We start from the raw sequence: 14,109 nt of genomic DNA on the forward strand, positions 1-14,109 counted from the left end.
TACGAGGTGCGATGCCCCAGCAATTTGATCGTCTCGACCTGACCATCCTGCGACTACTCGTCGAGCAACCCCGTGCTGGTGTGCGGGAATATGCTCGACAGCTCGGAATCGCGCGCGGGACCGCTCAGGCGCGAATCGACAAACTACAGCGGGAAGGCGTGATAGAGAGTTACGCCCCGCAGATCTCGCCAGTAGGCCTTGGCTTCAGCGGATTGGCCTACATTCATATACATCTGGCCCAGGGTCAGCTCGATCAGACAAGCCGATTGCTCGCCGCCATTCCAGAGGTCATCGCGGCCGATTCGATCGCCGGTGAAGGCGACCTGATCTGCCAGGTCGTCGCGAAAGATAATCACGAACTCGAGCGGGTGATCCAGCGGATCATCGGCACGCCAGGCGTGGTTAGGACGCGCACCGAAATCGTCTTGAGCCGGAGGATACCGCTGCGGGTCGTGCCACTGATCGACGCGCTGGCACAAGAGCTGGGATGAAACGCCTCGCTGGGTGTCGGCAGAAATCCTAGGCAACAATCCAGGTGTCATGCCCATCGAGCAGGCGCTGCAGATCAGGCGCCCCCGCCTCCCGTGCCCGCGCCACCTGTTCACGCGCTAGATCGTCGTATGTGGGCCGTTCGACCTGCCGGAAAATCCCTATCGGTGTGCGGTCAGTCATGCGTGACAGCGCGAACGCACCAGTAGGGTCGGGGTCGCCGGGATCGTGCACCTTCCCGCCGACCTCCACTCCCGCCCGTAGCCGAAGAAGCTGCGACTCCCCTTCCTCGGTTTTGAGCGCATCGAATGCGCCCTGGTTGAAGATCGGACAGTTCTGGTAGATCTCAATGAACGCCGATCCGCGATGATGCGCCGCCGCTTCGAGTACCTCGGTCAGACCCTTCCGGTCCGAATCGATCGCGCGTGCCACGAATGTGGCTTCCGCGCCCAGTGCGAGCGAGACCGGATTGAAGGGGTGATCAAGTGACCCCATCGGCGTCGACGTCGTGACTTTCCCCGCTTCCGAAGTCGGCGAGTACTGTCCCTTCGTCAGCCCATAGATGCGGTTGTTGAACAGCAGGATCTTGAGATTGACGTTGCGGCGCAGCGCGTGGATGAAGTGGTTGCCGCCGATCGACAATGCGTCACCATCGCCCGTCACCACCCACACTGAAAGATCTGGCCGCGAGACCGCGAGCCCTGTCGCGATAGCAGGTGCGCGCCCATGGATCGAGTGCATGCCGTAGGTGTTCAAGTAGTACGGGAACCGGGACGAGCAGCCGATACCCGAGATGAAGACCAGGTTCTCGCGTTTGATGCCGAGCGTCGGTAAGAACGCCTGCACGGCGTTCAGCACGACGTAATCACCGCAGCCGGGGCACCAGCGCACTTCCTGGTCAGATTTGAAATCCTTCGCTCTGTACGGGGCGTCGCTCAGCGGTATCAAGTTGAGCCCGTTCATTTCACACCTGCCTTGTGATACTCCGGCGTCATGTGGTCGAGGAGCATCTGCTCGATCTCTTCAGCTTTGAATGGCATACCGCTGACCTTCGTGAACGGCACTATATCGATGAGAAACCTGGCGCGCAGTAGCATCGAGAGCTGCCCGAGATTCATCTCCGGAACGATCACCCGCCCGTAGCTGTTCAGCACATCGCCGAGATTCGCTGGCATCGGATTGAGAGACCGCAGGTGTGCCTGCGCGACACTGAGCCCCCGCCGCCTCACCCGGCGGCAGCCCGCACCGATCGGCCCAAGCGTCGAACCCCATCCGAGCACGAGGATGTCCGCGTCACCGGTTGGGTCATCAACCTCGAGGTCCGGCACCTCGATCCCGTCGATCTTCGCCTGTCGCAGCCGCACCATTGTGTCGTGGTTCTCTGGGTCGTAGGAGATGCCGCCCTTTCCGTCAGCCTTTTCCAGGCCGCCGATGCGATGCTCAAGCCCCGGCGTACCAGGAATTGCCCAGTCACGCGCGAGGGAGCCGGGGTCGCGCCGGTAGGGCCAGAATTCGCCGGACCCGTCCGGGGCATTCGGGGCTGTCGCAAACCCGGCGGAGAATTCTGGAAGCGTTTCTGCGTCCGGGATCCGCCACGGCTCACTGCCGTTCGCGATCATGCCATCAGACAGAATGATTACCGGCGTTCGATACTTGAGTGCTATCCGCGCTGCTTCTAGCGCGGTGTCGAAGCAGTCCGCCGGTGACGACGGGGCGAGCACAGCGACCGGCGACTCCCCGTTGCGGCCGCAGAACGCCTGCAGCAAGTCCGCTTGCTCTGTCTTCGTGGGCAGACCCGTCGACGGCCCGCCGCGTTGCACGTCGACGATGATGAGCGGAAGTTCTGTCATCACAGCGAGCCCGATGGTTTCGGCTTTCAGCGCAAGGCCCGGCCCGGACGTCGTAGTGACGCCGAGCGCCCCGCCGTACGACGCACCGAGAGCGGCACCCACTGCCGCGATCTCGTCTTCTGCCTGAATGGTGGTGACGCCGAAGTTCTTGTGCTTGCTGAGTTCGTGCAGGATGCTGCTAGCGGGCGTAATCGGGTAGGAGCCGAGCACCACGGGCATGCGCGTGCAGCGGCCCGCCGCGATAATTCCGTAGGCCAGGGCGATGTTGCCGGTGATCTGCCGGTACTTGCCCGGCGGCAGTTGTGCGGGCGGGATTTCGACCCTCGCTACCGACGACTCGATTGTTTCGCCGTAGTTCCAGCCAGCGTGCAGCGCAAGCACGTTCGCTTCGGCGACGGTCGGTGCTTTGGCGAACTTGGTTCGCAGGAACCTTTCGGTGTGCTCGACCGGGCGATGGTACATCCAGGACAACAGACCCAGAGCGAACATGTTTTTGCAGCGCGACGCGTCCTTCTTGCCGACTCCCGCGGGCGCGACGGCACCCTCCGTGAGTGACGTCATCGCTACCGGCTGGATTTGGTATCCATCTAGGGAATCGTCTTCGAGCGGGTTCGCGCCATAACCGGCTTTCTGCAGATTGCGCTTGCTGAACTCGTCACTGTTGGCGATGATCACACCGCCGCTGCGCAGATCTTTGAGGTTCGCGCGGAGCGCGGCGGGATTCATGACGACGAGTACGTCCGGGCGGTCACCCGGCGTCAGGATGTCGTGGCCAGCGAAGTGAATCTGAAACGACGAGACTCCGGGGATCGTCCCCTGCGGAGCTCTGATCTCGGCGGGGAAGTCAGGGAGGGTCGCGAGGTCATTTCCGAAGATCGCAGTGGACGAAGCGAAGCGCTCCCCCGTCAGCTGCATTCCGTCCCCGGAATCCCCCGCGAACCGTACAACAACCCGTTCCGACGTGTTGTCTGCCATTCGGTCTGGTCCTTTGTGCGACGTCCGCGCGGGATCATCCGCGCGTTACCCCTTCCACACTAGTAGAACACGTTCTACTATTCTAGTAGGGGTCTAGAGCGCCAACAGACGGAGAGTTACATGGAAGCGGGAACGATTTCCCAAGCCGCCCAGGCAATCCTGGACGCCTACGACACGGGAAAGCCGATAGAGCCCGTTGTCGATCAATTCCCTGGCTCCACGATCAGGGACGCCTACAGAATTCAGAAAGAAGTTGTTCACCAGTGGCTTGCGGGCGGTGACACCGTAAAAGGGCACAAAGTCGGCCTCGCGTCCCTCGCCATGCAAACCCAGATGGGCGTAAACCAGCCCGACTACGGTCACTTACTCACGTCGATGTTCCAGCTCGAGCACCTGCCGATCGATGCATCGACGTACCTGCAGCCCCGCATCGAACCCGAGATCGCGTTCGTACTGGGCCGGCAGCTGAGCGGGCCGGGTGTGACGGTCGCCGATGCCCTGCGGGCGATTGACTACGTGGTTCCCGCGCTGGAAATCGTCGATTCACGCATTCGGGACTGGCGTATCTCGATCGTCGACACCATCGCCGACAATGCCTCTTCGGGCGGCGTCGTTCTCGGCAGCAAGCCGACGCTGATCCATCAGGCCGATCTCGCCAAAGTCAGCTGCGTGATGAGCATAAACGGGAAAACTACCGGAACCGGGGTGGGCGGTGCCGTACTTGGGTCACCGATCAACGCGCTCGTGTGGCTTGCGAACACTGTTGGACCGCTCGGTACGACACTCGAACCCGGGCATGTCATCCTGCCAGGATCGATGACCCGCGCAGAACCCGTCGGGGCTGGTGACGTCGTTACCGCGACTATGGGAGAGCTCGGCGATGTTACCGCGGTTTTTACTGACAGCGACGAGCAATAGCTCGAGGAGGCAAGAAATGAAAATTCAGGTCGATACCAACGCATGCGTGGGCACCGGATTCTGCGAGGCCATTCGCTCCGATATCTTCGAAGTCGGCGACGACGGAGTCGTCACGTTGCTCACCGAGGAGTTCACTGAAGCCGACCGGGCCGACCTGGATGACGCCGTCGCGCAATGTCCCATGGGGGCGCTGTACTTGGAGGGGTGATACGGGCGAAGCCGTGCGCCCACCTCGTAGCGACAAAGTGTGGGCCACCGGCCTGCTGTCGCTGTGAGGCGGGCGGACCGGACATGGCTCTCAAAGGCCAGTTCGACGCGCGCAACGGGCGGTGTCACGCCCCCACTACTGAGGCACCGCGCTCGGCCTGGATCTCAAGCGCGATGCTAATGATCATGTCTTCCTGGCCACCCACATATCCACGCTCGCCACAGCGATACAGGATTTCGTGCGCAGGCACGCCATAGCGTTCCGCCGCCCGCTCCGCATGCAGCAAGAAGGACGAGTACACGCCCGCATAACCCTGCACGATGGATGAGCGGTCCATCACCGGCAGGCGCGTGATGAACGGTTTCACGACATCCTCCGCGGCAGTCATCAGGGCGTCCTTGTCTACACCGGTTTTGATCCCCAGCCGCTCAAACGTCGCCGCGAGCACTTCAGTCGGAGAGTTTCCCGCGCCCGCCCCGAGCGCCACCAGCGAACCATCAATCTGCCGCGCTCCGGCGCGGTACGCGAGGACAGAGTTCGCGACGCCGAACGATAGGTTCTGGTGCCCGTGGTACCCCACCTGGGCGTCTCCCCCGAACTCGCTAACCAGCGCAGCGACGCGCTCAGCTGCATCTTCGAGGATGAGCGCCCCTGCCGAGTCGACGACGTACACGCACTGACAGCCCGCGTCGACCATGATCCGTCCCTGCTTTGCGAGCTGTTCCGGCGTCACCATGTGCGAGAGCATCAGGAAACCGACGGTTTCCAGGCCGAGTTCGCGCGCGGCGCTGAAATGCTGGACGGAGACGTCGGCCTCGGTGCAATGTGTCGCGATGCGCACGGCACCTGCACCGAGATCAGCTGCAGCACGAAGGTCCGCGACGGTGCCGAGACCTGGCAACAGCAAGACCGCGATTTTCGCGTTGTGAGCCGTCTCGACGGCGGTGCTGATGAGCTTGCGTTCATCCACCAGAGAGAACCCATAGTTGAAGGTAGACCCGCCGAGGCCGTCACCGTGGGACACCTCGATGAGCGAGACGCCCGCCTGATCGAGGGCTGCGACCGTGTTTCGCACATTCTCTTCGGTGAACTGGTGCGCCATCGCGTGGCTGCCATCGCGCAAAGTTGTGTCGACGAGGCGGACTTCCCGATCGATGCCGTCCCACTGGTTCACTGGAGCGCTCCTTCTTTCTCACGAGCAATTTGGGTCGCGACAACGTCGCCGACGCGCGCCGCTGCGGCCGTCATGATGTCGAGATTCCCTGCATACTCGGGCAGGTAATCGCCCGCTCCCGCGACCTCGAGGAACACCGCGACCCTGGCGCGGCCATTCCACCCCTGCCGAGGCGGATCGAACTGCGGGTCAGCCTTGAGGCGGTATCCCGGCACATAGACCTGTACGTCGCGCACCATCTGATGAATGGACTCGCTGATAGCGTCCCTTTCCGCATCGGGGTCGATCGCGCAGAAGATGGTGTCACGCATGATCATTGGCGGGTCGACAGGATTGATGATGATGATCGCTTTACCCTGATCCGCGCCACCTACCTTCTCGATGCCTTCAGCGGTGGTAGCTGTGAATTCGTCGATGTTCGCCCGGGTGCCTGGACCAGCTGAAACTGATGCGACGGAAGCAACGATCTCCGCGTACGGCACTGGTGTGACGCGCGAAACGGCGTGCACGATCGGAATCGTGGCCTGTCCGCCACAGGTGATCATGTTGAGGTTGGGCGCGTCGAGCTGCTGTGGAAGGTTGACGACCGGACATGTGTATGGGCCCAGCGCGGCTGGTGTCAGGTCGACGGCCGTGATGCCCGCTTCCGCGTAGCGGGGGGCGTTGGCTTTGTGTGCTTTCGCCGAGGTCGACTCGAAAACGATGTCGGGCAGATCTGATTGCGCGAGAAGCCAATCAACTCCCCCGGCGGATGTCTCGATACCCTGCTCAGCAGCGCGAGTGAGGCCGTCCGAGTTCTCGACCACTCCGACCATGTACCGGACATCGATCTGATCGCTGCGCTTCAGCTTTGCGAGCAGGTCGGTGCCGATATTTCCTGGTCCGACAATCGCAGCGGTGACCTTAGCGGAAGCCATGAACCAACCCTCCATGAGAACGTGTTCTACCCCACTTAGAGTAGAACACGTTCTTATTTATGTCACTAGCAGACGACCTACCTTGACCACACACCGCGAATGCCGACCGCACACCCGCTGCAGCGGGTGTGCGGTCGGTAAAGAGGGTGTGCGGTGGTCGTGACTGAAGTCGCTCACCCCACCCGCACACTCGCCGCGGCGTGCCGTCCTGCCCGCCGGCCGAAGAACGAACCTTCGCCTACGCACGTGCCGCTGGCGTACCCGGAACAGTCCTGCGCAATGTTTGACGCGCACGCACCGGCGGCATACAGGCCCGGGACGGGACCACCAGCCGTGAGCACTTCGCCATCGGGACTTGTCCGCAATCCGCCCAGGGTGAACCCGACGTATGATGCTTTGCCCAGTGACAGATCGAACGCCGCCCACGGGCCCGCATCCAGCGGCTTCAGCCAGTCGGGGTGCTTGTGAAAGTCAGGATCATCGCCCTTGGCGGCACTGGCGTTGTAGTCGTCCAGCGTGGTCGCGAGATTGCCCGGCGGGATACCTAGCGCGAGTTCCATCTCGTCGATGCTTTCCCAGCCATCGATGAAGGGCGCCAGCGGGATCTCCGGCCACGCTGTCGTTTCGGCGTCCAGGATCAGGTAGGCGCGGGCGTTTGGCTGTGCAAGGACGGCACCTGCGGTGCGGCCGTGGTACGAGTCTTCTGCGACGAATCGGTGGCCTGCCTCGTTGACGATGATTCCGTTCAGCATCTGCGGCGGCGGGTAGAACGCGGCCGTCATGAACGCACCCTCCATGTGGATGGGCACACCACCAGCTGACTGTCCGAGCCGGATGCCGAGTCCGTCGTCACCGGGGGTACCGAGCGGCATGAAGCCTGATGCGAGACGTGGAGTGTACGCAGCGATCATTTCCGTGTTCACCACGAAGCCGCCCGCGGCGAGCACTACGCTTCCCGCCCGGAGAAAGGCCGGCCCGTCGCTGAGCCGCCGCACGTGCACACCCGCGACGTGGCCGTCCTCATCCGCGACGAGGTTGCGCACGGTCGTCTCGTACTGCACCCGGATGGGCAGTGACTCAATGTGCTTCGTCAGAATCCGCATCAGTTCAGCACCCCCGGTCTCCCCGGGCGCCGCGACTTTGTGACCGCGTGGGGCAGGCTTGGCTTGTTCACGGAACGGCCAGGTGAGTTCGTTTCCCGTCCACATCAGGCCTTCAGTACCAGGCTGGTACACCGCCTTACCCGCGTAGAACGATCGTTCGAAGGGCACGCCGAGTGATTCAAGCCAGCTGAAATGCGCGACACTCCCCTCGCAGTACAGCCGAATCTTCTCGCTGTCCGGCTCGGGGGTCACCGCTTCGATGTAGCGGATCATTTCCGCGACGTCATCGATGATCCCGGTGGCTTCCTGCACGGGCGTCCCGCCGCCGAGGTAGATCTGACCGGCGCACAACGCGGTTGTGCCACCGCTGGCGGTTGCGCGCTCAACGAGCAGGACGTCAGCGCCTGTTTCAGCTGCCGCGATCGCCGCACACGCGCCTGCGACGCCGAATCCGACAACGATGACGTCAGCGGCGTCCCCCCATTCTGGGACGTCTGTCGTGGACATCAAATCTGGAATATCGGTCGCCATAAGCTAGACCTTCAACGCGTGGGTCGCTGTGGCGCCACCGTCCGCGACGAACTCGGCTCCGGTGCAATACGAGCTTTCGTCACTCGCGAGGAAGACCGCGAGGCTGGCAATCTCTTCAGGCTTTCCAAGCCGCCCGAGGGCCACACGCTTCCCGATCCAGCTGGTGTCGATCTCGACCCCGCCGACAGCGTCGTGAACCATTTTCGTGTCGATCATTCCGGGGTGGATGGAGTTGACGCGAATTCCGTCCTCGCCGAGCTCAAGCGCAGCAACCTTCGTCATCCCGCGGATAGCAAATTTGCTGGCCGTGTAGGCGACGAGGAATGGCATTCCCGCCAGTCCTTCCACGGATGACACGTTGATGATCGATCCCCCGCCCGCCGCCTTCAGAGGTTCAACGGCCGACTTCATTCCAAGGAACGTGCCGACCTGGTTGATTCCGATGACACGCTGGTAGTCCTCGAGCCGAGTGTCCTGTACGCGTGAAAAGTGCAGCACACCAGCGTTGTTCATCAATACATTCAGTGACCCGAACTGGGTGGTGGTGAACTCGACCGCCTCGATCCAATTCTGTTCATCGGTGACGTCGAGGTGTATGTAAGCCGCGGATTCACCGAGTTCCTCGGCGAGGAGCTTGCCGTCGGTGTCGAGAATATCTGCGATAACGACCTTCGCTCCCTCTGCGACGAATCGCTGCGCGGCAGAGGCGCCCTGACCTCGGGCCGCCCCGGTGATGAGCGCTACTTTGCCTGCTAACCGACTCATGACTGTCACTCTCCCATTTATTCCGCTAGCAGGTCCGACGCAGCGAAGATACGAGCCGGATCGCGGTCGGCGAAGTACTCCCCAACTGAGCTTGCAAGTTCTTCCGGTGACCACACGGTGCCCGCGGCGTCGAATCGCTTCTCGATAGATGGCGGCGCCATCAGCGTGACCATGCCGCCGTGGACTACGAATACCTGGCCTGAGATCTTGGCCGCGGCCTCAGACGCGAGGAAGGCAACAAACGGTGCTACGTGGTCGACGGAGAGTGCGTCTGTTCCGACTTCTGGTGGGGGGCCGAAGACGTCCTGGGTCATCGCGGTGCGCGCGCGGGGGCAGATCGCGTTTGCCCGAACTCCGTATCTGGCCAGGCTTCGCGCGGTGGCAACAGTGAGCGCCGCGATCCCCGCTTTGGCGGCGGCATAGTTGGGTTGTCCCGCGGCACCAAAGAGAAACGCTTCGGAGGCGGTATTGATTACGCTTGCCCGGGCGGGTTCTCCTGTTTCTTTCACGCGGCCCCGCCAGTAGGCGGCCGCGTTGCGTGAGAGCAGGAAATGGCCGCGCAGATGCACACGGATCACGAGATCCCACTCGTCATCCGACATGTTGAACAGCATCCGGTCACGCAGCACACCCGCGTTGTTGACGACTATGTCGAGACCCCCGAAATGCTGGATCGCGGCTTCGATCAGTGCGTCGGCGGTTGAGCGGTCGGAGATGTCTCCCGTGACATGCAGAGCCTTCCCGCCAGCCGCTTCGATCTCGTCGACGACACCTGTCACTTCGGACGTCAGATCGTTGACGACGATGTGTGCGCCCTGGCCCGCGAGGGCGAGAGCCTCAGCGCGACCGAGCCCCGCCCCGGCTCCCGTGACAACCGCGACCTTGCCTTCTAAAGTCCCCACTCGCTCTCCTGGCCTCTTGTGAACGGCAATTTTCCGCATAGGTATTTCCCACACAGTGTTTGATAGCTAGAGTAGAACGTGTTCTTGTTTTCGACAAGGGGTCGATAGAGAGGGCGCGGAATGCGCATCAGCTATACCAGCGAGCAACTGAAGCTACGCGACCACCTGCGTGAGTACTTCGCAACCGTCATGACACCCGAGCGGCGCGACGGCCTCGAAACGTCCGGTGGTGAGTACGGCGACGGAACGGCATACAACAAGATCATCAGACAATTAGGCAAGGACCGCTGGCTAGCGGCCGGATGGCCAGAACAGTACGGTGGCCAGGCGCGCCCGATGATCGAGCAGCTCATCTTCACCGAAGAAGCAGCGATCGCGGGTGTTCCAATTCCCTTTCTCACGCTGAACACAATCGGCCCCACCATCATGCGATACGGCACGGAGGAACAGAAGCAGTTCTACCTGCCGAAGATCGCCGCGGGAGACCTCAATTTCTCGATCGGCTACTCGGAGCCTGAGGCAGGCACCGACCTTGCCTCCTTGAGGACGAAAGCCATCCGCGATGGCGACTCCTACATCATCAACGGCCAGAAGATGTGGACGAGCCTGATCGAGTACGCCGACTACATCTGGCTCGCCGCGCGCACGGACCCGAACGCCGCAAAGCAGAAGGGCCTATCGATCTTCATCGTGCCCACCTCCGCACCAGGATTCAGCTGGACGAAGGTACACACTGTCGCGGGCCCGGGGACGAGCGCCACTTACTATTCGGATGTCCGGGTCCCGGTCGACGCACTCGTCGGTGAGGAGAACAAGGGCTGGTCGCTCATCACCAACCAGCTGAACTACGAGCGCGTCGCACTCACGCCGGCAGCACCTCTGCAGGAATCACTGCGTCAAGTCCGGCAATGGGCGCAACAAACAAAGCGGCCCGACGGTTCACTCGTCATCGACTCTGAATGGGTGCAGCTACACCTCGCACGCGTGCACGCACACGCCGAGTATCTGAAACTGCGCAACTGGCGCACCGCGTGGGGCGCCGAAACAGGCGAGATCACCCCCGCCGAAGCATCCGCGACAAAAGTGTTCGGCACTGAATACGCCACCGAGGGCTACCGCCTCCTCATGGAAGTTCTGGGCACGGGCGCGGTCATTCGCCGCAACTCTCCCGGCGCGCTGCTGCGCGGGCGCATCGAGCGACTCCACCGCGCTGCGCTCATCCTGACGTTCGGTGGCGGCACCAACGAAATCCAGCGCGACATCATCGCTGCCACAGCACTGCGACTCCCCGTTACCCGTTAGGACGGTCGATGGACTTCACACTCACCGAAGCGCAAGGCGACCTTGCCGGTCTTGCGAAACAGGTCCTCAGCGACTGGAACACCAAACATCCGGATAGGCCACTCGGCGGATTTGATCGCGAGCTGTGGACTGCGATGACCAGCGCTGGACTCGTGGATGCAGCCCTCCCCAACACCGTCGGCGGTGCAGGATTCGGCGTACTCGAACAGTGCAGCATCCTGACTGAAATCGGCCGTACGTGCGCACCCGTCCCCTTCCTTTCCAGCATCGCTGGTGCAGCGTCTGCGCTCGCCGAGTTCGGCACCCCGGAGCAGATCGAACGCTGGCTAGTTCCAGTTGTTCGCGGCACCGCAATACTGTCCCCCGCCATCGCCGACGACGGGGAACCTGCGCCGTTCACAGCCCAGCGCGGCCAAGAAGGATGGACACTCGCTGGCTCTCAGACAGCCATCCTCGATGGTGCTTACGCGGATGCGTTCCTCTGCGAAGCCGAAACACCCGATGGGCGCGCCATCTTCTGTGTCCCGCGCAACGCGAGCGGTGTCTCCGTGATGGAGCAGGACGTGGTTGACGGAGCGGATGCCGCGCAGCTCGAACTCGAGGCCGTCACGGTGCGCGACACCGAGATCCTCGCTGGTGCGGCGCCAATGTGGCTGCGGCAGCGCCTTACTCTCGGACTGTGTGCGCAGCAGCTCGGCACACTCGAGGCCGCGCTCGAGATGACCAGCGACTACGCACGCACTCGCGAACAGTTCGGTAAACCGATCGGCTCGTTCCAGGCGGTCCGGCAGCGTCTCGCCGACGCATACATCGATGTCGAGGCCGTCCGCCTCACGTTATGGCAGGCTGCCTGGCAAATCAGCGCCGGAGAGCCGGCGTCTGATGCTATTGCGACAGCAAAGTTCTGGGCCGCCGAGGCCGGCCACCGGGTGGCGCACACCGCTGTTCACATTCATGGCGGGGTCGGCATCGACTTGGACTATCCCCTGCACCGTTACTTCGTCGCCGCGAAGCGCGCAGAGTTCGCATTCGGTGGCGCTACCTCCCAGCTGCGCACACTCGGAACGCGGCTCGCTGAAGAGCTCGTCTAAGGAAGGACGTCATGACTGAAGCTGATTACGTCGTCGTCGGAGCGGGCAGCGCCGGTTGCGTCATCGCGTCACGCCTCGCCGAGAGGGGCGAGAAAGTCACCCTGATCGAAGCGGGGCGGAAAGATCGCAGCCGGTTCGTCCGCACGCCCGGCATGATTTCGATCGTCCACACCGTGCCGCAAATCAAGAAACGGTTCGACTGGGGTTACTACACGGTGCCGCAGAAGCACGCGGCGGACCGCAAGATCCCGCATACGCGGGGCAAGGTGCTCGGCGGTTCCAGCTCCATCAACGGCATGCTTTTCGTGCGCGGCAACCGGGCCAACTACGACAGCTGGGCAAATGAGGGATGCGAGGGCTGGAGCTACGACGACGTGCTGCCCTCCTACAAGCGACTCGAAGACTGGGAAGGCGGGGAGAGCGACCATCGTGGCAGCGGCGGTCCCATCAAGGTCACGCAACAGCGCGATGTGACGGACGCGTCTCTCCGTTTCATGGACGCCCTCGCTGCCACCACAGGTGCACCCATGATCGACGACTACAACGGCGCTGACCAGGAAGGCATCGGGATCTTCCAGCAGAGCGCGAGTGATGGTCTGCGTTACAGTTCCTCACGCGGGTACCTGAACGGCGCAGCGCAGCTGACCGTTGAAACTGGTGTGACAGCAACTCGAGTGGTGTTCAGCGGCAACCGCGCGGTGGGAGTTGAGGTTCTCGGCAAGTCGGGAACCCGCGTTATCCGAGCGGCGAAGGAAGTCGTCCTCGCTGCAGGTGTCTTCGGCTCACCCCAGCTGCTGATGCTGTCCGGAATTGGGCCTGCCGAGCAACTTCGCGACTTCGGCATCCGCGTACGCGCGAGCTTGCCGGTGGGCAAGAATTTGCACGACCACTTGTTCGTGCCCATGACGTTCCTGATGCCTTCTGCGATTCACCGCGGAACGCCACGGCACTTCCTGTCCGGGATGGTGCAAGAAGCCACGAAGGGCGGAAGCTGGTTCGGCCGCACCGTTTTTGAAGCCGCTGGATTTCTCCGCACCTCGTTCGCATCGAACGTGCCGGACCTGCAGATACACACCCTCCCGTGGTCGTATCCCACCCCGAATCAAGACTTGCCGGTACGGCATAAGGTTGATGTTCGCCCCGCGCTCACAATTTTCCCCACGCTTATTTACCCACAGAGCCGTGGCGATGTGCGCCTCGCGTCGGCCGACCCCACTGCCGCCCCACTCATCGACCCGGCGTATCTTTCCGAGCCCGCCGACGCAGACCTGCTCGTCGAAGGAATTCAGTTGACTCGGGAAGTCATGGCGCATAACGACATTGCCCATGAAGTCCATGGCGAGTTTGCGCCCGGACCGTCCTATCTGGATGAGACTGCGCTTCGTCGCGAGCTCCCCCGCCGAATCCACTCCGTCTACCATCCGGTCGGCACGTGCCGCATGGGCACCGATGAACGCGCCGTCGTCGATCCGCAGCTGAAAGTCCTCGGCGTCGAAGGCCTTCGGGTGGCAGATGCATCGATCATGCCCAGCATCACGGGTGGCAACACCAACGCGCCAGCCATGATGATTGGCGAGCGGTGCGTGGAACTGATGGAATGAGCAACCTCCAACCCGCGAATCCAGCTGCGCAAGTCAACAGAACGGCCTCGATTCGGGCGGTTTAGTTGACCTGCGCAGCTGGATTTGGGTTAGGACTCGTCGCTGCTGTCCCCATTCCCCGCCGCATGTAGCGTGCCTTCGTGCGACGCGGCGAACTCTGGCGTATCGAATACTTCTCCTGCCAGCGGATCTACAACATCCTCCGCGACGGTGGCCACACCCGTGGCCGGGTCGATGACGATGTCGCAGGACTCCACCGGGCGGAATGAGTACACGACGCCGC

Annotated in this window: 14 protein-coding genes; 7 read left to right on the forward strand and 7 right to left on the reverse strand. The window is 62.5% G+C overall.

Translation table 11 applies throughout. From position 1 onward, the window contains the following. Nucleotides 1-11: 11 nt before the first annotated feature. Nucleotides 12-491, forward strand: a complete 480-nt coding sequence (locus FHU29_RS17825; RefSeq protein WP_013805828.1) for an Lrp/AsnC family transcriptional regulator — start codon at nt 12-14, stop codon at nt 489-491. Between the two features lie 28 nt (nt 492-519). Here FHU29_RS17825 and FHU29_RS17830 read toward each other — a convergent pair whose 3' ends face one another. Further along, a complete protein-coding gene (locus FHU29_RS17830; RefSeq protein ID WP_064439394.1) occupies nt 520-1,452 on the reverse strand; it encodes a 2-oxoacid:ferredoxin oxidoreductase subunit beta in 933 nt (310 codons plus the stop codon). Continuing rightward, on the reverse strand, nt 1,449-3,314 hold the full coding sequence (locus tag FHU29_RS17835; RefSeq protein WP_064439395.1) for a 2-oxoacid:acceptor oxidoreductase subunit alpha: 1,866 nt from the start codon (nt 3,312-3,314) through the stop codon (nt 1,449-1,451). The genes FHU29_RS17830 and FHU29_RS17835 overlap by 4 nt, the downstream gene beginning before the upstream one ends. Before the next feature lie 120 nt (nt 3,315-3,434). On the opposite strand from FHU29_RS17835, the gene FHU29_RS17840 reads away from it, so the two are divergent. Beyond that, complete coding sequence (locus FHU29_RS17840; protein WP_064439396.1) at nt 3,435-4,232, forward strand: 2-keto-4-pentenoate hydratase; 798 nt, start codon at nt 3,435-3,437, stop codon at nt 4,230-4,232. Between the two features lie 16 nt (nt 4,233-4,248). Continuing rightward, nucleotides 4,249-4,440: a ferredoxin gene (locus FHU29_RS17845; RefSeq protein WP_064439397.1), complete on the forward strand. Its 192-nt coding sequence runs from the start codon at nt 4,249-4,251 to the stop codon at nt 4,438-4,440. 124 nt (nt 4,441-4,564) lie between these two features. Here the strand turns inward: FHU29_RS17845 and dmpG are convergent, their stop codons facing one another. The 5 genes from dmpG to FHU29_RS17870 all read right to left on the reverse strand — a co-directional run bounded on the left by dmpG (nt 4,565) and on the right by FHU29_RS17870 (nt 9,871). Beyond that, nucleotides 4,565-5,614: a 4-hydroxy-2-oxovalerate aldolase gene (dmpG, locus tag FHU29_RS17850; protein WP_064439398.1), complete on the reverse strand. Its 1,050-nt coding sequence runs from the start codon at nt 5,612-5,614 to the stop codon at nt 4,565-4,567. Continuing rightward, the gene (locus tag FHU29_RS17855; protein WP_064439399.1) at nt 5,611-6,531 is read right to left on the reverse strand and encodes an acetaldehyde dehydrogenase (acetylating); all 921 of its coding nucleotides are present in this window, start codon (nt 6,529-6,531) and stop codon (nt 5,611-5,613) included. The genes dmpG and FHU29_RS17855 overlap by 4 nt, the downstream gene beginning before the upstream one ends. Before the next feature lie 173 nt (nt 6,532-6,704). Then, nucleotides 6,705-8,165, reverse strand: a complete 1,461-nt coding sequence (locus tag FHU29_RS17860; RefSeq protein ID WP_064439400.1) for an FAD-binding protein — start codon at nt 8,163-8,165, stop codon at nt 6,705-6,707. Nucleotides 8,166-8,168: 3 nt separating this feature from the next. Beyond that, nucleotides 8,169-8,930, reverse strand: coding sequence for a glucose 1-dehydrogenase (locus FHU29_RS17865; protein WP_064439401.1), 762 nt, complete (start codon nt 8,928-8,930; stop codon nt 8,169-8,171). A 17-nt stretch (nt 8,931-8,947) separates the two neighbouring features. Further along, a complete protein-coding gene (locus FHU29_RS17870; RefSeq protein WP_064439402.1) occupies nt 8,948-9,871 on the reverse strand; it encodes a 3-oxoacyl-ACP reductase in 924 nt (307 codons plus the stop codon). Nucleotides 9,872-9,952: 81 nt separating this feature from the next. Between FHU29_RS17870 and FHU29_RS17875 the strand changes: the two genes are divergently transcribed. From FHU29_RS17875 to FHU29_RS23380, 4 genes are all read left to right on the forward strand, one after another. Next, nucleotides 9,953-11,134 carry an acyl-CoA dehydrogenase family protein gene (locus FHU29_RS17875; RefSeq protein ID WP_064439403.1) on the forward strand — a complete coding sequence of 394 codons (1,182 nt, stop codon included), beginning with the start codon at nt 9,953-9,955 and terminating at the stop codon, nt 11,132-11,134. Between the two features lie 8 nt (nt 11,135-11,142). Next, nucleotides 11,143-12,225, forward strand: coding sequence for an acyl-CoA dehydrogenase family protein (locus FHU29_RS17880; protein WP_064439404.1), 1,083 nt, complete (start codon nt 11,143-11,145; stop codon nt 12,223-12,225). Between the two features lie 11 nt (nt 12,226-12,236). Beyond that, entirely contained in the window at nt 12,237-13,826 is a 1,590-nt protein-coding gene (locus tag FHU29_RS17885; RefSeq protein WP_064439405.1) for a GMC family oxidoreductase, read from the forward strand. Between the two features lie 140 nt (nt 13,827-13,966). Continuing rightward, complete coding sequence (locus FHU29_RS23380) at nt 13,967-14,095, forward strand: hypothetical protein (protein ID WP_260152884.1); 129 nt, start codon at nt 13,967-13,969, stop codon at nt 14,093-14,095. Nucleotides 14,096-14,109: the final 14 nt, after the last annotated feature.

This window comes from Hoyosella altamirensis (genome assembly GCF_014191505.1).
In the GTDB taxonomy this organism is placed as follows: Bacteria; Actinomycetota; Actinomycetes; order Mycobacteriales; family Mycobacteriaceae; genus Hoyosella; species Hoyosella altamirensis.